The following is a 20,551-nucleotide window of genomic DNA, read 5'->3' on the forward strand; positions in this document are numbered from 1 at the left end:
ACGTCCGAGGCACGCCGCCGGACTCGAGGCGCTTCGGGTGCGCCGCTCGTCAATGTGGGGGCGACCTCGGTCCATCCGCGCGAGGCGGGAGGGCGCCTCGGGGGGCGATGCACCACCGGGGCCGACGGGCCGACCCCGGTGGTGTCCCGTGAGCCATGCGCTCACGGACGAGGTGTTCGGGCACGCGAGCCGAGGCCCGCTTCCCGGTCCCGGCGCGAAGGCGCTACGGGACGATGAGGCCGCCGCTCACCACCAGCGCGTACTTCGCGTCGATGACGCGCGTGGAGAGGTCGGCGTCCTGGACGATTTCGTCGCCCAGCACCTCCACCTTCCAGCTGCCCGCCTCGGGCGAGACGAGGAAGACGTTCTCGACGGTGTCGACCTTGTTGGACACGCCGCCCGCCGTGGAGACGTTGCCCGCGGACAGGCCGTTGTTGCCCCAGTAGACGACGCCCGAGGGCGACGTCACGCGCAGCGACAGGTCATTGATGCGCGCCTGGGCCGCGCCCACCGTGCCGGCCGGGTCCGTGTAGACGAGCGTGACGTTGAACTCCTTCTCGGTGCCCGTCACGGAGACCTTGTACTCGTTGACGCCCAGGGGCAGCAGGGTGTCCGTCTCGTTGATGATGCTGGTGGAGCCGGAGCGGTCATGCAGCCGCTTCAGGTCCGCGGTCCCCCAGCCCTGGCGCACGCGCGTCAGGTCCGCGTTGTTGCCGGTGACGTTCCAGTTGTAGCGGTGCGCCAGGTTGATCATCAGCGCCTTCGCGGTGGCCATCTGCGGGCGGCTGTCGAACACGTCCGCGCCGCCGCCGAAGCCCGCCCACACGCCCTCGTGCCACATCTGGAACAGGAGGCCGAAGTGGCCCGCCGTCTGCGGCGTGGCCGCGCTGGTGCCGCTGAAGTTGTAGTACGACGTGTTGCTCGAGTTGTTGGCCGAGCGGACCGCGTCGTAGAAGAACGACAGGTCCGGCTTGATGCGCCCGTCGGCCGCGGGGCCGATGCTCGCGCCGCCGTTCCAGCGGTCATCGTCGCGGTTGGCGTTGTCGTAGTGGTAGAAGCCGCCCACCGACACGATGTTCTTCGCCCACGCCTGGGGCCGCGAGTTGCGCGTGCCGGAGTTGCTCTGCGACTGGGTGCTCAGGATGGGGTGCTTGAACAGGTAGTCGTCCACCTCGGCGGAGATGGTGGTGTACGCGGTGCCCAGCGTGCTGCCCACGCTGGAGGTCTGGAACACGGCGCGGTAGGGGCCGGCCGGGTCCGTCAGCTCGCGGTTGATGTCGTAGCGCGACTTGGTGCCGCCGAACTGACTGGACTGGCTGTAGAGGAAGAAGATGCCCTGGCCGTCCGGCAGGAGCCCCTTCGCGGTGGCGTCCACGCCCCTGGCGAAGTTGATGCTGTAGCAGCTCGTCCCGTGCGCGCTGCCCGCGCTGGACGTGCTGTGGATGAGCGGCGGCGTCGCCCACTCCTGGTGCGTCGTGCGCAGCTCGGTGTCGAAGATTTCGCCGCGCACGCCCTGGCCGGTGAAGCCCTCGGCCGTCTGGATGTAGTTGGCGCCGCCGACCTCGCGCACGTTGTTCATGTCCACTTCACCCGGCCCGCCCCACCGGTCGATGTACTGGACGGCGTTGGAGCGCGCGAGCCGCTCCAGCTGGTCCTGCGTGAGCGTGGCCTCCACGCGCAGCCCGCCGGCCTCCACCAGCTCCACCGTGCCGCCCAGCTTGCGCACCGTCTCTGCGACCTCGCCCTGACGCGCACTTCCGCGCTCGCCCACCATGATGGAGTAGCGCTGCGGCTCCAGCTTCGCCGCGCGCCCCGTCAGCGACTCGCGCAGCACGTCCTCCACGCGGTACTCGGGATGGTACGGCCCCACCCAGCGCACGAAGGGCAGCTCCGCCACGCGCTTGCGCGCGTCCGCGTCCAGCTCCACCAGGTACGTGTGGTCCGTGAGGAAGCGCAGCACCTTGCCGCCCTCGCGCTCCAGCGCCTCGCGCAGCTCCGGCAGCGGCGTGGCCTGCAGCTGCACCAGCGAGAGCGTGTTCCCCGTGTCCGCGGCCAGCGCGTCGGCCACCAGCGGCGCGCCCTGTCGCACCGGGTCGAAGCTCACGTGCGCCAGTCGCACCTGGTACGAGGTGGGCTGCGCGCGCCCGAGCAGCTCCGTGCCGCCGCGGCTGTAGGCGAAGAAGTCCTGGCGCTTGCCGTCCGCGCCCGTCTCCTCCCAGACGTGCAGCTGCAGCGTCGTCTTGGGGACGGACAGCGTCCTCAGCGACTGGATGGTGTTGTCCGTGCGGTGCAGCACGCGGCCCGCGCCCGTGACGAGCGCGTGACGTCCGCCCGCCGTCGCCACCAGGCCCGTGGCCTGCTTCGCCGAGCCCACCGCCGCCGCGTCCACCACCCGCGCGGGGAGCAGCGACGCGCGCTCCACGCGCGAGGGGGACTTCGAGGCCGCGAGGACCGGAACGGGAGCCACCATTCCCAGGCCCAGGGCCATGACGGAGAGCCGACGCCAACGTAACGCATACGACGAGAGTGAGGTCTTCATGGGTGTCTCCTGCTCGGGTTGCGCTTCGTGCTGCGGCCGCCGCTTCCGGACTCCAGTCCGGGCGGCGGATTACGACATCTCTTAAAAATCAGTAATTCGAGACTTAATTGTTAATCGAGCAAAGCGAGTTGAATCAACACATTCGCCGTGAAAGGCGCGCGAGCTGTGCGGCGGCGTACATCGCGAGCGAATCCGGGTAGACGCGAGGCGGCACGCTCGCGCGACGTGATGAGTGGCGCGAGCGTGTCTCGCGCGCAGCGGCCCGGGGGCGAGCGTCAGCCGGTCTGTCGGCGCCGCGTCCGGAGGGCTTCCGTCATGGAACTCATCCTCTTCATCGGGTTGCAGGCCTCCGGCAAGAGCCGCTTCTTCCGAGAGCGCTTCGCGGACACGCACGTGCTGGTGAGCAAGGACCTGTGGCCGCACGCGCGTCGCAAGGAGGCGCGTCAGCGTCGGCTCGTCACCGAGGCGCTGGTGGCCGGGCGCTCAGTGGTGGTGGACAACACGCACCCCGACTGTGAGCAGCGCGCTCCGCTCATCGCCCTGGGGCACGAGCTGGGCGCGCGCGTCACGGGCTTCTATTTCGAGTCGCGCCTGGAGGACTGCCTCGCCCGGAACGCCCGGCGCGAGGGTCGGGCGCGGGTGCCGGAGGTGGCGCTGTACGCCACGGTGAAGCGGCTGTGCCGGCCGCGCCGCGAAGAGGGCTTCGATTCGCTGTACCACGTGCGCTGGGCCGCCGAGGGCGGCTTCATCGTCGAGGACTGGAAGGAGGACACGGATGCTGGACGCTGACGAGCTGGCCGGACGCATGCGACAGGGGGAGTGTTTCCACGCGCTGCGCCTCCTGCCGGGCGCCTGGGCGGTGCTGCGCGTGGACGGGCGGGGCTTCTCGCGCTTCACGCAGGAGCGCTTCGAGAAGCCCTTCGACCCGCTCTTCCACCGGTGGATGGTCCGCACCGCGAGCACGCTGCTGGAGGAACTCCAGGGCGTGTACGCGTACACGCAGAGCGACGAAATCTCCGTGCTGCTGCGGCCGGACGCATCGCTGTTCGACCGCGCGGTGGAGAAGCTGGTGTCGCTGTCGGCGGGCCTCGCCAGCGCCACCTTCACGCACGCGGCGGGCGTGCCGGCGGTGTTCGACGGGCGCGTGTGGCTGGGCGCGGACGAGCGCGCGGTGCTGGACTACTTCACGTGGCGGCAGGCGGACGGCAGCCGGTGCGCGTTGCAGGGCTGGTGCTACTGGACCTTGCGCAAGGAGGGCTTGAGCGCGGCGCAGGCCACGCGCGAGCTGGACGGCAAGCCGGTCGCCTTCAAGAACGAGCTGCTCTTCCAGCGCGGCATCCACTTCAACGAGCTGCCCTTGTGGCAGCGCCGGGGCTCCGCCATCTTCTGGGAGCGCTACGTGAAGGAGGGCGTGGACCCGCGCGATGGCTCCAGGCACCAGACGACGCGCCGCCGGCTGGGCGTGGACTCGGAGCTGCCGATGAAGGAGGCCTACGAGCGCTACCTGCGAGGCGTGCTTGCCGGGTCCACGCCGGAGCCGCGCTAGCCGGAGGTGACGGCGTCCAGCGGCATCACCCGCCACAGCCGGGGCTTGTCGTACTTGGGCGGAATCATGCCCGGTGGCCAGCCCTCGGCGGTGACCTCGGCGTACTGGTAGCTGCGCCCGCCGTGTCGCAGGCGGGTGCCCGTGCCCGGCAGGCCCACGCCCACCGCCGCGTGGGCCAGCGGGTCCGAGTAGAGCATCACCGCCTCGATTCCCACCTGCCGCAGGAGCATCACCGCGAGCAGCGCCTTGGAGTCGCAGTCCCCCCGGTTCCTCGCCGGCACCAGCGCCGGGGGGATGATGCCGAAGGGCTCATCGGTGGGCACCTCGTACTGGATGCGCTGCACGAAGCCGAGGATGAGCCGCGCGGCCTGCTGTGAGTCCAGCCCGCGCTCGCGGATGGTGACCATGAAGCGCTCGCCCAGCGCCTCCACGGGCCCCGCGTTGCCGCGCATCAGCTCCTCGTAGATGCAGCGCATGTCCGCGGAGCAGCCGCTCGGGGGCTGGTAGGTGAAGCGCTCTTGGCCCAGCGAGCGGTAGCGCAGCCTGCGCCCGAGCACCTTGTGCTGGTCCTCCAGCCACGCGTCCAAGAGCTCACCCAGGCCGTACCCCAGCCGGCTGCCCGGCGGCCGCAGCCCCTCCGTGTTCCAGTCGTACGTGAGCGCGCGCGAGGGCGACGTGTCGGCCGGGATGAGCACCAGGCCCAGGTCCACCACGTCCGCGCTCGGAGGCAGCCCCGGCTCCACGGCCGGCGCCTTCGTGTCCACCAGGTGCCCCACCATGCCCACGCCCAGGCAGCACAGCACGCTGGTCAGCGCGAACCCGGCGAGCAGCAGCTTCAGGGCCGTCTTCAGTCCGGCGCTCGTGGACATGGCCTCGTCCGTCGCCTCCCGTGTCAGGCCGGCGCCACCAGCGTCCCCTCGGGGAGCTGGGGGAAGGGGATGAGCCCGTTGAGGGCCGCCTGGAGCCCGGGCGCCGTCAAGAGCGCGAGCACCAGGAGGATGGCGGAGAGGATGAGCCCCGCGGCGACGTTGCCCTTGCGCACCTCCGCCAGCTCGTCGATGCCGGGCGTCATCCGGTCGAACAGGAGGATGCCCAGCGCCAGCACGGTGACGCCGACGATGAGCGACAGGCCCACGTGCAGCGCGGCCACGGCGACGAGCCCCGGCACCATGGACCATTGCAAGTGAGGGGCGCGCACGGCCAGGTCCACCGCGTCCGACGTGGCCTGCACCGCGTGCTGCACCAGCAGCCCCAGCGACACCAGGCTGGAGGCGTGCACCAGGCCCGCCGCCACGTTGCCCTGGCGCAGCTCCTCCTCCGGCCGGGAGCCGAGGATGCGGCTGAGCCCGCGCAACGCCAGCCAGATGCCCAGCGCGGCCACGAGGCCGCCCAGCACCACCTTGATGAGCCCGACGACGAAGAGGGTGAAGTCCATGGGGAGCGCGAGCGACGCGTCACCCGCGCCGCCACGTCCGGACTCTACACCCTGTGGGGCGTCAGCGGCTCACCCGTACTTGAGGCCCGGGATGAGCGCACCGGCCGTCCAGCCGCGGTTGTGGGCGCTGAAGATGTTCACCCCGTACGCGGAGCCGCGCGCCTCGATGGTGCGCCCGTCGCCCAGGCTGATGGCCACGTGGCCGGGGCGGTACAGGAGCGCTCCGCGCGTGCGCAGGGCCTCGTCCACGGAGATGGTGGTGCCCTTCTGCTTGAAGTACGGCAGCTGGTTCATCGTGCCGTCGGGCACCTTGACGCCCGCCTGGTGGGCCGCCCACTCGACCAGCTCCGAGCAGTCCCACTTCGACGGGTTCTTGTCGCTCATCTTCGTCTCCGCGCCGAAGACGTAGCGGTCCCCGCGCTGCGCGAGCGCCTTCTGCACGAAGGTCTCCGCGCTGCCCTTGGTGCCCGGCTGCTGCGCGGGCGGCTTTGTTCCGCCCGTCTTGTTCAGCGCGCCCCACGTCTTCGGGCCCACGATTCCGTCCTGCACCAGGCCCTTCGCCTTCTGGAAGGACAGCACCGCCGCCTGCGTCTTCGGCCCGAAGATGCCGTCCACGGGGCCCGGGTTGAAGCCCGCGGCGGCCAGCTTCTTCTGCAGCGTCGTCACCGTCGGGCCCTGGGAGCCCTTCTTCACGGTGGGCGGCGTGGCCGCGGTGGCGGAGGTGGAGACTCGACGCGAACCCGCAGGGGAGACAGTCGACATGGGGGACCTCCGTTTAGTGAGCAAAAACGGTTTCCCTTGTTGTCGGTGAGAGGCTTTGAAAGTTGTCATGCCCTCCCGGGCACGTCAGGGTCTGGCATTGCGGACCCACCACACCCGGAAGAAATGCAGACGACGTCCCTGGAAAGTTCCAACCAGCTCGACGTGCTCGTCCATGATTTCGAAGCGGTCCGTGAGGGCGGCGGGAGCGAACGGGCCATCCTCTTCCACCCAGAGCACATCTTTCCCAGGCGGGATGGGGGGCTCTCCCCAGACGTCATATTGGCTGAAGCGGACGGGGCCGGCGGTGCCCACGGGGACGCGGGCGTAGTGTGCGATTTGTGACGCCAGCTGATAGTTGCCGGCGAACACCGCGACGACGCTGTCTGGCTTCATCCCCGGGAAGAGCTTCTCGGGCGTGGACAGCTGGCTGAGCACGTCCCAGCCGTGGGTGCGCCACAGGGCTGTATCGCGTTTGAAGTTCAGCACCGGGAAGAACAGGTGCAGCGTCACCGCGAGCACCACCGCGAGCCCCGAGGAGGCCGCCGCGATTTGCCAGGGCCTGCGCATGCCCGCGACGCCCACGCAGACGCTGACATAGGCCATGGTGGTCCAGTTGACCTCGCCGCGCGCGCGCGACGCCGCGTAGCCGAAGAACAGCAGCGGCACGAGCGCGGCCATGCGCAGGAGGAACTGCTCGCGCGGGCCCTTGAACGCATAGACGAACGCGAGGGGCAGAATCACCAGCCCACCGAAGGCGAGCTGCCCCGCGATGAACTCACCGAGCGTGCCCCAGCCGCCCTTGCCCTCGAGGCCGTGACGCAACTGGAACGCGATGCCCACCCAGTCATGGCGCGCGTTCCACAGCAGCACCGGGAGGAGGCACAGCGCCGCCAGCGCGCCCGTGCCCCACGCGCCCTTGGGCAGGCGGCGCACCTTCACCGCGGTGATGAGGAAGGCCACGCCCAGGAGCACCGCCGGGAACTTGGCGAGCAGCGCGAGCCCCGACGCCACGCCGGCCCACACCCAGCGCTCGCGCCACAGGGCCCACAGGGCCAGCGTCCAGAACAGGAGCAGCGGCGAGTCCGGCGTGGCCCAGACGCCGGCCACCATGCCGCCGGGCACCACGCTCCACAGGGCCGCGGCGCTCCAGGCGGCCTGACGGCTCTGGTACACGTCGCGCGCCAGGCCCCACACCGCGGCGATGGTGCCCGCGCCGCACACGAGCGCGGTGGCGTGGATGCCGAGCAGGGCGATGAGCCACGCGACGAGCGGAGGGTGGTCGTAGTAGCCCCAGTCGAGTCGCCGCGACCATTGCCAGTAGTAGGCGGTGTCGAAGTAGACGTCGGTGCCGAACGCCAGCATGAGCCTCACGATGAGCGCCACGCCCACCAGGGCGATGCACGTCTTCAGTCCGAGGCCGACGGGGTTGGGCGGGGCGGGGGCGAGGGAAACCATGCTCACGTCTTGTCGACAGCGTACCCTGCTCGCGTTCGACAGTGGAGGGTCGCGCCGTTGGGACTTGCTCCGGATGGCGGGGCTCCATATGCCCTGGGTCCGGCAGTTCCCGCCCGGAGACCCCATGGCCACCCACCCTCCGTCGTCCGGCTCCACCAACCGTCTGGCCCAGGAGCCCTCGCCGTACCTGCGCCAGCACGCCGACAATCCGGTGGACTGGTTCGCCTGGGGCGATGAGGCGCTCGCTCGCGCGCGCGCCGAGGACAAGCCCATCCTGCTCTCGGTGGGCTACTCCGCGTGCCATTGGTGTCACGTGATGGCCCACGAGTCCTTCGAGTCGCCCGACACCGCGCGGCTGATGAACGAGGGCTTCATCAACATCAAGGTCGACCGCGAGGAGCGGCCGGACCTGGACCAGATCTACCAGGGCGTGGTGCAGCTGATGGGGCAGGGCGGCGGGTGGCCGCTGACGGTGTTCCTCACGCCGGACCTGAAGCCCTTCTTCGGCGGCACATACTTCCCGCCGGAGGACCGCTATGGCCGGCCGGGCTTCCCCCGGCTGTTGATGGCGCTGCGGGACGCGTGGGCGAACAAGCGCGAGGAGGTGCTGCGGCAGTCCGAGCAGTTCGCCGAAGGCCTGGGGGAATTGGCCGCGTATGGGCTGGACGCGGCGCCCGGCGTGCTGTCCGCGGAGGACGTGGTGACGATGGGCAAGCGCATGGTCCAGCAGGTGGACCCGGTGCACGGCGGCTTCGGTGGCGCGCCCAAGTTCCCCAACCCGATGAACTTCTCGCTGCTCTTGCGCGCGTGGCGGCGGGGCGGTGGCGCGCCGCTCAAGGACGCGGTGCTGCTCACGCTGGAGCGCATGGCGCTGGGGGGCATCTACGACCAGCTGGGCGGAGGCTTCCATCGCTACTCGGTGGATGCGCGCTGGTTGGTGCCGCACTTCGAGAAGATGCTCTACGACAATGCGCAGCTCGTGCACCTGTACGCGGAGGCCGAGCAGGTGGAGTCGCGCCCGCTGTGGCGCAAGGTGGTGGAGGAGACGGTGGAGTACGTGCGCCGCGAGATGACGGACGCGGGCGGCGGCTTCTTTGCGGCGCAGGACGCGGACAGCGAGGGCGAGGAGGGGAAGTTCTTCGTGTGGCGTCCGGAGGAGCTCCACGGGCTGTTGTCGCCCGAGCGCGCGGCGCTGGTGATGCGGCACTTCCACGTCACGCCGCAGGGGAACTTCGAGCACGGGGCCACGGTGCTGGAGGTGGTGGTGCCCGCCGACACGCTCGCGCGGGAGCGGGGGCTCCCGGTAGCGGAGGTGGAGCGCGAGCTCGTCGAGGCGCGGCGCGTGTTGTTCGAGGCGCGCGAGCAGCGGGTGAAGCCAGGGCGGGACGACAAGATTCTCGCGGGGTGGAACGGGTTGATGATTCGCGGGCTGGCGCTGGCGTCGCGGGTCTTCGAGCGGCCGGACTGGGCGCGGCTCGCGGTGGCGGCGGCGGACTTCGTGCTGGCGAAGCTGTGGGATGGGACGCGGCTTTCGCGCTCGTACCAGGAGGGGCAGGCGCGCATCGACGGGTTCCTGGAGGACTACGGGAACCTCGCCTCGGGGCTGACGGCGCTGTACCAGGCCACGTTCGACGTGAAGTACCTGGAGGCGGCCGAGGCGCTGGTGAAGCGGGCGGTGGAGCTGTTCTGGGATGAGGAGAAGCGGGCGTACTTCACGGCGCCGCGCGGTCAGAAGGACCTGGTGGTGGCGACGTATGGCCTGTTCGACAACGCGTTCCCCTCGGGGGCCTCCACGCTGACGGAGGCGCAGGTGGCGCTCGCGGCGCTCACGGGCCACGAGCACCACCTGGAGCTGCCGACGAAGTACGTGGCGAAGATGCGCGAGGGGCTGGTGGCCAACGCGATGGGCTACGGCTACCTGGGGCTCGCGGCGGACGCGCTGCTGGAGGGCGCGGCGGGGGTGACGTTCAGCGGCTCGCGCGAGGCGGTGGCGCCGCTCTTGAGCGTGGCGAACCGCGTCTACGCGCCGACGTTCGCGTTCGGCTGGAAGGAGGAGGGGAGGCCCGTGCCCGCGCTCCTGAAGGAGCTGTTCGAGGGACGCGAGCCGGTGGGCGGCAAGGGCGCCGCGTACCTGTGCCGGGGCTTCGCGTGCGAGGTGCCTCGCACGGATGCGAAGGAACTCGTCGAGCGACTGGCGCTGGCGCCCCGGGGGGCGTGAGCACGTCCCCCGGAGGTTCGCCGCGTTACTTCACCTCGACGACCTTCAGCGTGCCGATGAGGGGCGTGATTTCGGCGTTGCCCTCGTAGCCGAACGCGAAGTGGGTGGCGTCCGCGACGGGCTGGTTGAACGTGGGGTCCATCTGGGTCCACTCCCCCACGAACGCCTCCACCCACTCGTGCCAGTACAGCGCGGGCACGCCGTCCTGGTTCACCATGTAGATGACGCCGTCCACGCGCCGCGCCGGGATTCCCGCCGCGCGCAGCAGCGCCACGCTCAGCAGCGAGTGCTCCGTGCAGTCACCGCGCTTCTGGCGCAGCACATCCGTCGCCCGGTCCGCGCTGGCGCCGTAGTCCTTCTCCAGGTGTGTGGCCACCCACGTGTTCACCTTCTGTGCGGCGCGGTACGCGTCCTTCTCGTCCCCGATGATTTTCTTGGACTGCTCGCGGATGGCCGGCGCGTCGCTCTCCACCATGAGCGTGGACTTGAGGTTCTCCCCGCCGTCCGGGTCCGTCAGCGGCCGGGGCTTGCGGTTCGCCGTCGCGGGCGCCGCGGCCAGGAGCGTCACGTCCACGCCGCCATCCGGCCGGGCCGTGAACTTCTGCCGGTACGTCTCCACGCGGAACTTCTCCGGCAGCCCCTGCACCACCAGCTTCACGTTGCCGGGCACCGCGCGAGCCGCCTCGGGCAGCGGCTTGGGCAGCACCACGCGCGTGAGACCGAACACCTCCACCAGGTCCATCCGCTTGGCGACCGCCTCGGTCTCCTTGCGCGCCTGCATCGTCTTGCCGAAGTCCACCAGCACCATCTCCCCACGCTGCGTCACGTAGGAGTCCACCGGCACCTTCTCCTTCTGCGACAGGCTGCTGGCCTTGCCCAGCTTCACCTTCACCCCGTTGAGCGTGCGCTGCTCCGGGGCCTCCACCGTCGTCGACAGGCCGTAGGTCTCCAGGTCCATCCCGTCGAGCGAGAAGCCCTCCACCTTCGCCTTGCGAAAGAGCGCCACGCGCGCCTGGTCCGCGTCCTCCACGTGCTCCTTCGGCGCGGGCAACAGCGGCAGCACCTCGTCCGCGTAGCCCACGCGCTTGCGCACCACGCGCAGCTTCCCGTCGGGCGTCGTCGTGCCCTCCAGCGTCTGGTCGCCACCATCCCCGCGCTGCGTCACCGTGAAGGACAGGAGCCGTCCGCCGGCCTTCGCCTCGTAGACGCGCTCCTCGCGGTGGTTGCGCTCCGACAGGCGGGTGCCGACCAGCGCCTTGAACACGAGCTGGTTGACGCTCTTCACCTGGGGCACCGCCCCGGGCACCAGCACCAGGTCCGTGAACAGCCAGCCCACCTTCTTGTCCATGAGGTACAGGCCGAAGAACTCGCCGCCCTGGGGGCGCGGCGCCTTCAGCACGTCGGACGCGTCTGCGGGGAGGGAGGCGGCCTTCGCGGGCGCCGCGGCCTTGGCGGGCGCGGCGGCCTTCGCGGAGGGCGCGCCCGTCAAGAGGGCGCACAAGGCCACGAGGGCCAGGGACATCGGTCGGAGCGTGCGGGTCATCACGCCCCTTCTAACGGGGGAGGCGGGCAAAGTCTTCACCCGCCCCACACCCCGTGCGGTGGACTACAGCCGCTTGGTGAGGATGATGAGGTCGTCGCCCACCTTGTAGAAGTCGCGGATGCGCGCCTCCTCGCCGTACTTCATGGACGCGTAGAAGCCGCGCGTGGGGCCGTAGGCCTCCGTGGCGCTCGTCTCCACGCGGATGAGCCGGCCGTTGCGACGGCGCAAATCGCCCTCCATTCCGGACACCAGCGCCGCGCCCACGCCCTGGCCACGCACCTCCGTGGCGGACGCAATCCAGTACAGGTCGTACGTGTCCTCCGTCATCGGCGTGGGGCCGTAACAGACATAGCCCACCAGCTGACCGGCCCGGTCCGCGACGATGATGGCGTAGTCCGTGTTGCCCGACTTCAGGGCCTCGCCCACCAGCTCGATGGCGACCTCAACCTCCTGCGGCGAGAAGGTTTCGATCTTTCGAATCAGCGCGGCGAGGGGCTCCCGGTCCTTTTCTTCGATGGGACGGATGTCCATGGGCTCTTTCGGTAGCGACCTCCACCAGCCGGGCGGCCAGCGCGGCGTAGTCCAGGCCCGCGGAGGCCGCGGCCCTGGCGAACCCGGCTCCCGGATGGAGGTCGCAGTTGGGGTTGATATCGATGACGTAGGGCACGCCCTCCGGAGACACCCGGAGATCGACCCGGCCATAGTCCTGACAATCGAGTGCTGCGAAGGCTTCCAGCGCGACCTGCACACAACGAGCTTCCAGCGCCGCATCCACCTGGCACGGCCCGGCGGGCGTATCCCGGTACTCGTCGGAGCCCGCCTCCCACTTGGCGCTGTACGACACGATGTTCGGCCGGTCCTCGAAGGTCCGTCCGAAGTGGATTTCCGTCAACGGCAGCGCGCGGCGCGGCTGGTTGCCGAGCAGCGGCACGTAGATTTCGCGGCCGGCGATGAACTGCTCCACCAGCGCGGGCTGATGGAACTCGCGCAGCACCCGCTCGCAGGCGCGCACCAGCGCCGCCCGCTCGTGCACCACCGAGTCCCCGCTGATGCCCATGCTGGCGTCCTCGCGCGCGGGCTTCACGATGAGGGGCCAGGACAGGTCCACCGCCAGCGCATCCTCCAGCCGCTCCACCACCCGGAAGCCCGGGGTGGACACGCCGCGCGCACAGAGCAGCTCCTTCGCCTTGGGCTTGTGCAGCGCGAGGCCCAGCGAGAGGGCGGACGAGCCCGTATAGGCCAGGCCCAGCGCGTCCAGCAGGCACGGGACGGCCATCTCCCCGCGGCTGTCGGCGGCGAGCGACTCGCAGAGGTTGATGACCAGGTCCGGCTGCAGCCGCCGCAGCGTGTCCACGAAGTCCAGCCGGTCGCCCTCGATGGCGAGCGGCTCGGCGAGGGTGTCGCCCTTCGTGAGGGCCTCGGCGAGCGCCGCGGCGACCCGCACCACGTCCTCGCGGGCTTCCCGGCCCGGGTCATCCTGGAGGAGCTCGTGGTCGCGGTTGTGCAGCAGAATGATGTGCATTCGGAGGTGGCCGAGGGTTAGCACGTCCCTCGGTCCTCGCCCAGTCCGCAGGTGACGGTTGGTTACCTCCTGGGCTACCTCCCGCCAGGGCTTGAAGTACGGTGGAATACCTCCGGTGGGGGTATCCAGGAGTATGGAAAGGGCATCATGCGCATCCGCGACCCCATCCACGGCACCATCCCGGTGAGCGACGCCGAGAAGGCGGTCATCGACAGCCGGCACTACCAGCGGCTTCGCTATGTGCGGCAGCTCGGCTTCGGCGACCTGGCCTTCCCCGGGGCCACGCACACCCGGCACATCCATTCGTTGGGCGCCATGCACGTGGCCGCGCGGGTGTTCGCCGCGGTGGCCTCGCGCTCCACGCTGCCCGACGACGTGCGCGAGCGCTTCTCCACCGCGGTGCGTCTGGCCGTGCTGTGTCATGACCTGGGGCACATGCCGCTGTCGCACGCCTCCGAGCGCATCGCCCCGAAGCGCTCGCTCCTGCGGCTGCCCGGCTGGCTGGACTCGGCGGCCGAGGGCGAGCAGGCCACCCACGAGGACTACACGGCGAAGATCCTCCTCGACAGCTCGCTGACGCCCATCATCGAGCGCGAGTTCGGGCGGCTCGGCATCACCCCCATGGCGGCGGTGGCGTTGATCACCGGCGCGCGTCCGCCCAAGGACCCGGGCTTCACCTGGCAGGGCGTGGACTGGGCGCCCCTGCTGCGCGCCATCGTCTCCGGCGAGCTGGACGCGGACCGCATGGACTACCTGCTGCGTGACTCCTTCTACACGGGGGTGAACTACGGCCGGTACGACATGGATTGGATCATCAACAACCTCAACCCGGCGGTGAAGGACGGCCGGGCCTATCTGGCGCTGAGCCGGGCGGCGGCGTTCGCCTTCGAGGACTTCCTGCTCAGCCGCTACCACATGTTCGTGTCGGTCTATCTGCACCACACGTCGGTGAGCTTCGACTACATGCTGCGGCGCTACTACGAGGAGTCGCCGGGGGAGTTCGAGATTCCCTCGGACCCGGAGGCGTTCCTGCTCTGTGACGACTCGGCGCTCTGGTACACGCTGCGCCGCTCGCGCAACCGGTGGGCCCAGCGCATCATCACGCGGCAGGGCTTCAAGCTGCTGGCGCAGTTCACCGAGCGCGACGCCGGGTATGACCTGGACGTGCTGAGGAGCGCGCTCGTCTCGTCGGGCTTCGAGCACTACGTCGTCGAGTCCGTGAACGTGCTCAGCAAGTACGCCTCGGGGCCCTCGAGCACGGGGCCGAGCCTCTTCATCGTCGACGCCTCCACGGGTCGGCTGACGGAGGTGGCGCGCTACACGCCGCTGTATCAGCGCTACAGTGGCGCGGTGCGCCTCACCCGGCTGTATGTGAGGCCGGACCAGTCGGCCGCGGCGCACGAGCTGATGGGCCAGCTGTTGGGCCAGACGGTGCGAACATGAGCGAGCGACTCCCCGGTCTGGGCCTCGGCCTGGACCTGCAGCATGTCCCCAGTGAGCCCAGGGGCTCGGCCGTGGCGCTGTTGTACCGACGCGTGGGCGCGGGCGTGGAGGTGTACTGGGTGAAGCGCGGCAAGGCGCTGGCCTTCGCCGGCGGCTTCTATGCGTTCCCCGGAGGCAAGCTGGACGCGGCGGACGCGCAGGTGCCGGTGCGGGGTGTCTCGGGCGAGGAGGCCGCGCTGCGCTCGGCGGCGGCGCGCGAGCTGTTCGAGGAGGCGGGCGTGCTGGTGGCCGAGGGCGCCGAGGCGCTCTCGCAGGAGAAGCTGGACGCCCTGCGCAAGGCGTTGCTCGCGGGGAAGCTCGGGTGGGGTGAGTTGCTGCACGCGGAGGGACTGGCGCTGCGCGCGGACGACTTCCGGGGCGCGGGGCGGTGGATTACGCCGCCGTCGGTGCCGGTGCGCTTCGACACGCACTTCTACCTGGTGGAGCTGCCGCCCAAGGCGCGCGCGGAGCTGTGGCCGGGCGAGCTGTCGGAGGGGGCGTGGATTGCGCCCGAGGCGGCGCTGGCGCGGTGGAACGACGGCACGGCGCTGCTGCATCCTCCGGCGGTGCATGCGCTCCAGGTGCTGGGCTCGTTCAAGGACGAGGCGGATGCGCGGGCGCGGCTGCTGACGCCGCCGTACTGCCCTGGGTACATCTCGCAGCGCATCGAGTTCCAGAAGGGTGTGCGCGTGGTGGCGCTGGAGACGGCCACGCTGCCTCCGGCGACGCACACGAACGCGTACGTGCTGGGCAACGGCGAGCTGTTGCTGGTGGACCCGGGCTCCGGGGACGTGAAGCAGTACGCGAAGCTGTTGTCGCTGGTGTCGAGCCTGAAGGCGGAGGGGTGCAAGCCGGTGGCGGTGGTGCTGACGCATCACCACGGTGACCACGTGGGCGGGGCGCGCGCGGTGAAGGAGCGACTGGGGATTCCGCTCTGGTGTCATGCGAAGACGGCGGAGTGGCTCGACTTCCCCGTCGAGCGGCTGCTGGAGGATGGCGAGGTGCTGGAGCTGGCCGGGGACGTGCCGCAGCGCTGGCGCGTGTTGCACACGCCGGGGCATGCGCGGGGACACCTGTGCCTGGTGGACGAGCGCAGTCGCTCGGCGGTGGTGGGGGACATGGTGGCCGGCGTGGGCTCCATCGTCATCGACCCGCCCGAGGGCAACATGCGCGACTACCTGGCGCAGCTCGCCCGGCTTCGCGACTGGCCTGTCACGACGCTGTACCCGGCGCATGGGCAGCCGCTGCCGGATGGTCCCTCGAAGCTCCAGGAGTACCTGAACCACCGCGCGCAGCGCGAGGCGCTCATCTTCGACGCGGTGCCCGCGGACGGCGTCTCGCTGGCCGAGGTGGTGGAGCGCGCGTACGCGGACACGCCGCCGGTGATGCACCCGGTGGCGGAGCGCAGCGCGCTGGCCACGCTGGAGAAGCTGGTGGCCGAGGGCCGCGTGCGCGAGGAGTCGGCTCGCTACTTCCGACAGGGGAGCTAGAAACGCCCGATGAGACCGAAGCGGGGCCCGTGCTCGGTCATCCCGGCCACGGGCATCAGCCGCACGCCGGTGTCCGCGCGCGTGGGCGCCACGGGCTTCACGGCCGAGTGCGACTGGTGCGACAGTTCGTAGCCCGTGGTGGCGCCGATGACGGGCAGGAAGAGCAGCAGCGCGGAGACGGCCTTGTCGTCGTCGGCCCCGAGCACGAGCGAGCCCAGCAGCGCGCCGCCCCAGCCCACGAGGCTCCCGCCGACGGTCGCGAGGATGGTGCCCTTGCCGTCCATCAGCCGTCCGCCCGCCCACGTCCCCGCGGGCACGCCGATGACGACGCCGGTGAGCCCGCCCACCAGCGAGACGACGTTGCACTCGTCACAGCCCACGGTGGGCGCGCCCAGCAGGTAGCCCACCACGAGCCCCACCGCGCCGCCCGCGATGCCTCCCGCGGTGCCTCCCACGAACTCCACCGCGATGCGCGGGACCGGGTCCTCCACGGCCGCCTTGCGGCTGGGCCGGGCCTCCTCCGCCACCTGCGTCCCCGAGTCGTCCGGGGGCGTGTCCTGCGTCCGTCCGCTCGAGCCCTCGTCGTCGTCCTCGTCCGAGTCGGTCCTGTCGCCAGGGGACACGGGGACGAGTGGAGGAGGCGTCAGCTCGGGCGCGGGGCGCTTCGCGGGCTCGTCCTCGGAGACGTGCTGACCCCACGCGGGGCCCGTGCTCAGAAGGAGCAGGCCCACCAGGAGGACAGGATGCGCGCGCGAAAGCCTCACCCGCACACGCTACCGCAAGGCTGGGGTACTCGTCGCGTCAACTGGCGGACACCTCGGTGACGCGCTCGGGACGGGCCCGCCGACGCAGCAGCACCAGGGCCAGCGGCGCGGCGGCCAGGAGCACCTGGGGCACGAGCGAGAGCAGGTCCGGATAGATGCCCAACAGGTCGATGGTGACGAAGCTCACCGGATAGAGCGGCAGCGCGCCCACCTCCTGCAGCGAGTGCAGGCCCTTGCCCAGCAGCATCACCGCGGTGACGACGAGCACCACCGTGGAGATGTTGAAGAGCGTCTTCATGGGCAACCGGAAGCCGAGCCGGTTGATGAAGAGCACCAGGATGACCAGCGCCACCGAGCCCACCAGCGCGCCCCACGCCACGCCCGCGGGCGAGTCCAGCGCCAGGCCCTGCAGGAAGATGGCGGTCTCGAAGCTCTCGCGCAGCACGGCGGTGAAGGCGATGAGGAACAGGCCGAACAGGCTGCCTCGCCCCAGCGCACCCTTCATCTTCTCGCGCAGCTCCCCCATGAACTGGCTCATGTTGGAGCGCGCGTTGAGCCACAGCGCCGCGTACAGCAGCATGCCCACGGCCACGAGCGCGGCCACGCCCTCCATCCACTCGCGCTCGGCGCCGGCCAGCAGGTGGCGGCCCAGCACGTAGGCGATGGCGCCCACCACCAGCGCGGACATCCAGCCGGCGTGCACCACGCGCACGTGCTCGGTGGCCTTCATCTTCTTCAGGGCCGCCAGCAGCGCGGCGACGATGATGGCCGCCTCGAAGCCCTCGCGCAGCAGGATGAACACGGTGAGCCACAGCGTGGACACCAGGTCCGCCGCGCTGCCGCTGTCCCGGCGCGCCTGGTCGAGCAGCGCAATCAGCTCGCGCCCCTCGTCCTGCAACCTGGGGCTGCTGGTCTCCGCCGCCAGTCGCGCCTTGAGGAAGCCCTGCTCCAGCTTGAGCACCAGCGCGGAGTCGCGCGAGGTCAGCTTGGGCTCCACCGGCTCCAGCCCGTTGAGGTACGCATCCAGGAGCGCGGCCTTCGCGGCGGACGGGTTGCCCGCGGCGCCCTGGCGCATGGCCTCCTGCACGCCGTCGCGCGCCGCCATCAGCGAGCGCTCCTCGTCCACCTGGGGCAGCTTCCGACGCAGGCACGCGAGCTTGTCGGCGCCGAAGTCCTTCACCAGCTCGTCGTCGGTGGCGTTCGCCAGCCGCTCCAGCGACGCGCGCGGAGGCGTCCCCTCGCACGGGGGCAGGCGCAGGGTGAAGGCGAAGAACGCGAGCGACCAGCGCTCGTCCTCGGTCAGCGTGGGGAAGGCGGGCATGGCGGTGCCCGGCACGCCGAAGCTGGTGGTGTTGAACGCCTTGTAGGGCGTGAGGCCGCCCATCAGCTCCGCGTCCTGGAAGTTGGCGGGCGCGGGCTCCATCGTCGCGGCGATGGGCAGGTTGGCGCTGCCGTCCGCGGCGTGGCAGGCCGCGCAGTTCGTCTGGAAGAGCTCGGCGCCGCGCTGGAGGTCCGGCGGGTGACGGGGGCTGCGCGCGAGTCCACCGACGAGCACCAGGTCCTGCACCAGCGCGCCGCAGTCGCGGCTGACGCCCTCCGGGTCCTGCGACTGGTCCACGCGCGCCTGGATGGCCTTCACGCGGGGGACGAAGACCGAGGCCTGCGCACCCAGCTCCCGCGCCGCGGACACCGCCTCCGCCGCGAAGCTCTTCTGCTCCTCCAGCTCGAATGCGGACTGGGACTCGATGGCGGCCGGGTAGTCCGCCTCCAGGTACTGGAGGATTCCCACCAGCCGATGCCAGGTCCGCTCCTCCGCGCCGCTCTCGGCGGCGAAGGCCGACCCGGGCACCATGAAGAGCAGGACGAGGACGACGCGGACCACATGATTCATGCGTCCCGTCTACCAGCGGGGCCCGGTCGTTTCAATTCTGCGACTCAATCTCAAGATGGGGACTTCAGGCGGGAGTCGGAAGGCCCGGAATGGGGGCGGGGTTGCCCAGGGCTGTCCACCGTTCGACCTCCAGCGAGTGGATGCGGAGCCGGGCGATGCGCCAGTCGCCGCCGCGCAGGTGGCCGAGGGCGAGCGAGGCCACGGTGAGCGCGCCGATGGAGACGGCGCCGATGGCGAGCGCGCCCAGGCCGGTGGCGCCGATGGCGGTGGCTCCGACGGCGAGCGCGCGCAGGGCGCGTGGGCGGAAGCGGCGCTGACGTTGCTGGGCCTCGAGCTGACGCGAGAGGCGAGCGAGCGTGGTGGTGTTGGCGAGGGTGAGCGTGGCGCCGAGCAGGGAAGCGGCGCGCCAGGGCAGGCGCGGCGCGGGGAGCCAGGGGCTGAGCGTGAGTCGAGGGCCGAGGGAGGTGCGCATGCCGTTCCAGGTGCGCACGGCGCGGGAGCGAGACAAAGCCGACGTGGAACGCCGCGCTGCTCGACGAGGGAGCAGCGGCGTCAGCGCTCGTAGGTGAGGAACGCGTACGGCGGCTCGGACTCCGGATGCTGCTCCTCCTCGATGAGCCGCCAGCCGGACAGGTCCACCTCGGGGAAGAATGTGTCACCCGGGTAGTCGCGCGCGATTCGCGTGAGGTAGAGCCGCTGGATGCGGTCCATCGTCTGCGCGTACAGGTCCGCGCCCCCCGCGATGAAGACCTCGTCGTCGCCTCGGGCCTCGGCCTGTTGGAGCGCCTCCTCCACCGAGTGCGCCACCGTGACCCCCGATGGCGCGAAGTCCTTCTGCCGCGTGACGACGATGAACGTACGCCCCGGCAGCGGACGGCCGATGGAGTCGTACGTCTTGCGGCCCATCACGAGCGTGTGGCCCATGGTGAGCCGCTTGAATCGCGCCAGGTCCGCGGGCAGTCGCCACGGCAGTTGGTTGTTCGCGCCGATGACCCGGTTCGACGCCAGCGCGACGATGGCCGACAGCTTCATACGGCCACGGGCGCCTTGATGGCGGGGTGGGGCTCGTAGCCCTCGAGCGTGAAGTCCTCGTACCGGAATGCGAAGAGGTCCTTCACCTCGGGGTTGAGCTTCAATCGCGGCAGCGCACGCGGCGCGCGCGAGAGCTGCTCGCGGGCCTGCTCCACGTGGTTGAGGTACAGGTGCGCGTCGCCAATCGTGTGGATGAACTCGTGCGCGACCAGGCCCGTCGCCTGCGCCACCATCATCGTCAGCGCCGAGTACGAGGCGATGTTGAAGGGCAGCCCGAGGAACAGGTCCGCGCTGCGCTGGTAGAGCTGGCAGGACAGCTTCCCGTCGGCCACGTAGAACTGGAAGAGCACGTGGCACGGCGGCAGCTTCATGCCCGGCAGGTCCGCCACGTTCCACGCGCTGACGATGTGTCGGCGCGAGTCCGGGTTCTTCTTCAGCCCGTCGACCAGCGCCTTCATCTGGTCGATGTGGCCCCCGTCCGGCGCGCTCCACGAGCGCCACTGGTGTCCATACACGGGGCCGAGCTTCCCCTCGGCGTCAGCCCACTCATCCCAGATGGTGACGCCCTGCGCCTGCAGCGTGCGCACGTTGGTGTCACCCGCGAGAATCCACAGCAGCTCGTGAAGGATGGACTTCACGTGCAGCTTCTTCGTGGTGACGAGCGGAAACCCCTGCGTCAAATCGAACCGCAGCTGGGGGCCGAAGACACTCAGCGTGCCCGTGCCGGTGCGGTCGCCCTTCTTCGTCCCGTGCTTCAGGACGTGGTCCAGCAGGTTCAGGTAGGGCTGCATGGGGCCCAGCCGTCTAGGCGTCGTTGCCCCCAGTGGCAAGCACGAAGAAACGCAGTGCCCGCAACCCTGCAATCTCACTTG

The 20,551-nt window shown here is 70.6% G+C and carries 18 protein-coding genes; 5 read left to right on the plus strand and 13 right to left on the minus strand.

All coding sequences use genetic code 11. The features are described from left to right. Positions 1-223 precede the first annotated feature (223 nt). Positions 224-2,539, minus strand: coding sequence for a S8 family serine peptidase (locus K8640_RS19960; RefSeq protein WP_223748457.1), 2,316 nt, complete (start codon positions 2,537-2,539; stop codon positions 224-226). 315 nt (positions 2,540-2,854) lie between these two features. On the opposite strand from K8640_RS19960, the gene K8640_RS19965 reads away from it, so the two are divergent. Both K8640_RS19965 and K8640_RS19970 read left to right on the plus strand, forming a co-directional pair. After that, a complete protein-coding gene (locus K8640_RS19965; protein ID WP_223748458.1) occupies positions 2,855-3,328 on the plus strand; it encodes an ATP-binding protein in 474 nt (157 codons plus the stop codon). Then, positions 3,315-4,085 carry a tRNA(His) guanylyltransferase Thg1 family protein gene (locus tag K8640_RS19970; protein ID WP_305070668.1) on the plus strand — a complete coding sequence of 257 codons (771 nt, stop codon included), beginning with the start codon at positions 3,315-3,317 and terminating at the stop codon, positions 4,083-4,085. The genes K8640_RS19965 and K8640_RS19970 overlap by 14 nt, the downstream gene beginning before the upstream one ends. Here K8640_RS19970 and K8640_RS19975 read toward each other — a convergent pair. The 4 genes from K8640_RS19975 to K8640_RS19990 form a co-directional block, all read right to left on the minus strand. Further along, the gene (locus K8640_RS19975) at positions 4,082-4,954 is read right to left on the minus strand and encodes a transglutaminase-like domain-containing protein (RefSeq protein ID WP_223748459.1); all 873 of its coding nucleotides are present in this window, start codon (positions 4,952-4,954) and stop codon (positions 4,082-4,084) included. The two genes, K8640_RS19970 and K8640_RS19975, sit on opposite strands and share 4 nt — an antisense overlap. 23 nt (positions 4,955-4,977) lie before the next feature. Further along, the gene (locus K8640_RS19980; RefSeq protein WP_223748460.1) at positions 4,978-5,520 is read right to left on the minus strand and encodes a DUF350 domain-containing protein; all 543 of its coding nucleotides are present in this window, start codon (positions 5,518-5,520) and stop codon (positions 4,978-4,980) included. Positions 5,521-5,589: 69 nt separating this feature from the next. Beyond that, a complete protein-coding gene (locus tag K8640_RS19985) occupies positions 5,590-6,282 on the minus strand; it encodes a peptidoglycan-binding protein (RefSeq protein ID WP_223748461.1) in 693 nt (230 codons plus the stop codon). A gap of 84 nt (positions 6,283-6,366) precedes the next feature. Next, on the minus strand, positions 6,367-7,737 hold the full coding sequence (locus tag K8640_RS19990; RefSeq protein WP_223748462.1) for a glycosyltransferase family 39 protein: 1,371 nt from the start codon (positions 7,735-7,737) through the stop codon (positions 6,367-6,369). A 124-nt stretch (positions 7,738-7,861) separates the two neighbouring features. Here K8640_RS19990 and K8640_RS19995 point away from each other — a divergent pair, with 124 nt between their 5' ends. Beyond that, positions 7,862-9,955, plus strand: coding sequence for a thioredoxin domain-containing protein (locus tag K8640_RS19995; protein WP_223748463.1), 2,094 nt, complete (start codon positions 7,862-7,864; stop codon positions 9,953-9,955). Positions 9,956-9,980: 25 nt separating this feature from the next. Here the strand turns inward: K8640_RS19995 and K8640_RS20000 are convergent, their stop codons facing one another. The 3 genes from K8640_RS20000 to K8640_RS20010 form a co-directional block, all read right to left on the minus strand. Further along, on the minus strand, positions 9,981-11,498 hold the full coding sequence (locus tag K8640_RS20000) for a transglutaminase family protein (RefSeq protein WP_223748464.1): 1,518 nt from the start codon (positions 11,496-11,498) through the stop codon (positions 9,981-9,983). A 63-nt stretch (positions 11,499-11,561) separates the two neighbouring features. After that, positions 11,562-12,029, minus strand: coding sequence for a GNAT family N-acetyltransferase (locus K8640_RS20005; RefSeq protein ID WP_046718419.1), 468 nt, complete (start codon positions 12,027-12,029; stop codon positions 11,562-11,564). Continuing rightward, the gene (locus tag K8640_RS20010) at positions 11,941-13,020 is read right to left on the minus strand and encodes a D-alanine--D-alanine ligase (RefSeq protein ID WP_223748465.1); all 1,080 of its coding nucleotides are present in this window, start codon (positions 13,018-13,020) and stop codon (positions 11,941-11,943) included. Before K8640_RS20010 ends, K8640_RS20005 begins: the two co-directional genes overlap by 89 nt. Positions 13,021-13,167: 147 nt before the next feature. Between K8640_RS20010 and K8640_RS20015 the strand changes: the two genes are divergently transcribed. Both K8640_RS20015 and K8640_RS20020 read left to right on the plus strand, forming a co-directional pair. Further along, complete coding sequence (locus K8640_RS20015) at positions 13,168-14,463, plus strand: HD domain-containing protein (protein ID WP_223748466.1); 1,296 nt, start codon at positions 13,168-13,170, stop codon at positions 14,461-14,463. Then, complete coding sequence (locus tag K8640_RS20020) at positions 14,460-15,992, plus strand: MBL fold metallo-hydrolase (RefSeq protein ID WP_223748467.1); 1,533 nt, start codon at positions 14,460-14,462, stop codon at positions 15,990-15,992. Before K8640_RS20015 ends, K8640_RS20020 begins: the two co-directional genes overlap by 4 nt. Here K8640_RS20020 and K8640_RS20025 read toward each other — a convergent pair. From K8640_RS20025 to K8640_RS20045, 5 genes are all read right to left on the minus strand, one after another. After that, positions 15,989-16,756, minus strand: a complete 768-nt coding sequence (locus tag K8640_RS20025; RefSeq protein ID WP_223748468.1) for a GlsB/YeaQ/YmgE family stress response membrane protein — start codon at positions 16,754-16,756, stop codon at positions 15,989-15,991. The two genes, K8640_RS20020 and K8640_RS20025, sit on opposite strands and share 4 nt — an antisense overlap. A 37-nt stretch (positions 16,757-16,793) precedes the next feature. Further along, the gene (locus K8640_RS20030; RefSeq protein ID WP_223748469.1) at positions 16,794-18,647 is read right to left on the minus strand and encodes an FTR1 family protein; all 1,854 of its coding nucleotides are present in this window, start codon (positions 18,645-18,647) and stop codon (positions 16,794-16,796) included. A 64-nt stretch (positions 18,648-18,711) separates the two neighbouring features. After that, complete coding sequence (locus tag K8640_RS20035; RefSeq protein WP_223748470.1) at positions 18,712-19,119, minus strand: hypothetical protein; 408 nt, start codon at positions 19,117-19,119, stop codon at positions 18,712-18,714. Positions 19,120-19,199: 80 nt separating this feature from the next. Continuing rightward, the gene (locus tag K8640_RS20040) at positions 19,200-19,679 is read right to left on the minus strand and encodes a dihydrofolate reductase (protein WP_223748471.1); all 480 of its coding nucleotides are present in this window, start codon (positions 19,677-19,679) and stop codon (positions 19,200-19,202) included. Continuing rightward, on the minus strand, positions 19,676-20,470 hold the full coding sequence (locus tag K8640_RS20045; RefSeq protein WP_223748472.1) for a thymidylate synthase: 795 nt from the start codon (positions 20,468-20,470) through the stop codon (positions 19,676-19,678). The genes K8640_RS20040 and K8640_RS20045 overlap by 4 nt, the downstream gene beginning before the upstream one ends. Between the last annotated feature and the right edge of the window lie 81 nt (positions 20,471-20,551).

Origin of the sequence: Myxococcus sp. XM-1-1-1 (genome assembly GCF_020037095.1) — a bacterium.
In the GTDB taxonomy this organism is placed as follows: domain Bacteria; phylum Myxococcota; class Myxococcia; order Myxococcales; family Myxococcaceae; genus Myxococcus; species Myxococcus fulvus.

Coding starts and splice junctions, on each gene's coding strand:
- K8640_RS19960 (WP_223748457.1), bottom strand. CDS start 2,539: ATGAAGACCTCACTCTCGTCGTATGCGTTACGTTGGCGTCGGCTCTCC.
- K8640_RS19965 (WP_223748458.1), top strand. CDS start 2,855: ATGGAACTCATCCTCTTCATCGGGTTGCAGGCCTCCGGCAAGAGCCGC.
- K8640_RS19970 (WP_305070668.1), top strand. CDS start 3,315: ATGCTGGACGCTGACGAGCTGGCCGGACGCATGCGACAGGGGGAGTGT.
- K8640_RS19975 (WP_223748459.1), bottom strand. CDS start 4,954: ATGTCCACGAGCGCCGGACTGAAGACGGCCCTGAAGCTGCTGCTCGCC.
- K8640_RS19980 (WP_223748460.1), bottom strand. CDS start 5,520: ATGGACTTCACCCTCTTCGTCGTCGGGCTCATCAAGGTGGTGCTGGGC.
- K8640_RS19985 (WP_223748461.1), bottom strand. CDS start 6,282: ATGTCGACTGTCTCCCCTGCGGGTTCGCGTCGAGTCTCCACCTCCGCC.
- K8640_RS19990 (WP_223748462.1), bottom strand. CDS start 7,737: ATGGTTTCCCTCGCCCCCGCCCCGCCCAACCCCGTCGGCCTCGGACTG.
- K8640_RS19995 (WP_223748463.1), top strand. CDS start 7,862: ATGGCCACCCACCCTCCGTCGTCCGGCTCCACCAACCGTCTGGCCCAG.
- K8640_RS20000 (WP_223748464.1), bottom strand. CDS start 11,498: ATGACCCGCACGCTCCGACCGATGTCCCTGGCCCTCGTGGCCTTGTGC.
- K8640_RS20005 (WP_046718419.1), bottom strand. CDS start 12,029: ATGGACATCCGTCCCATCGAAGAAAAGGACCGGGAGCCCCTCGCCGCG.
- K8640_RS20010 (WP_223748465.1), bottom strand. CDS start 13,020: ATGCACATCATTCTGCTGCACAACCGCGACCACGAGCTCCTCCAGGAT.
- K8640_RS20015 (WP_223748466.1), top strand. CDS start 13,168: ATGCGCATCCGCGACCCCATCCACGGCACCATCCCGGTGAGCGACGCC.
- K8640_RS20020 (WP_223748467.1), top strand. CDS start 14,460: ATGAGCGAGCGACTCCCCGGTCTGGGCCTCGGCCTGGACCTGCAGCAT.
- K8640_RS20030 (WP_223748469.1), bottom strand. CDS start 18,647: ATGAATCATGTGGTCCGCGTCGTCCTCGTCCTGCTCTTCATGGTGCCC.
- K8640_RS20035 (WP_223748470.1), bottom strand. CDS start 19,119: ATGCGCACCTCCCTCGGCCCTCGACTCACGCTCAGCCCCTGGCTCCCC.
- K8640_RS20040 (WP_223748471.1), bottom strand. CDS start 19,679: ATGAAGCTGTCGGCCATCGTCGCGCTGGCGTCGAACCGGGTCATCGGC.
- K8640_RS20045 (WP_223748472.1), bottom strand. CDS start 20,470: ATGCAGCCCTACCTGAACCTGCTGGACCACGTCCTGAAGCACGGGACG.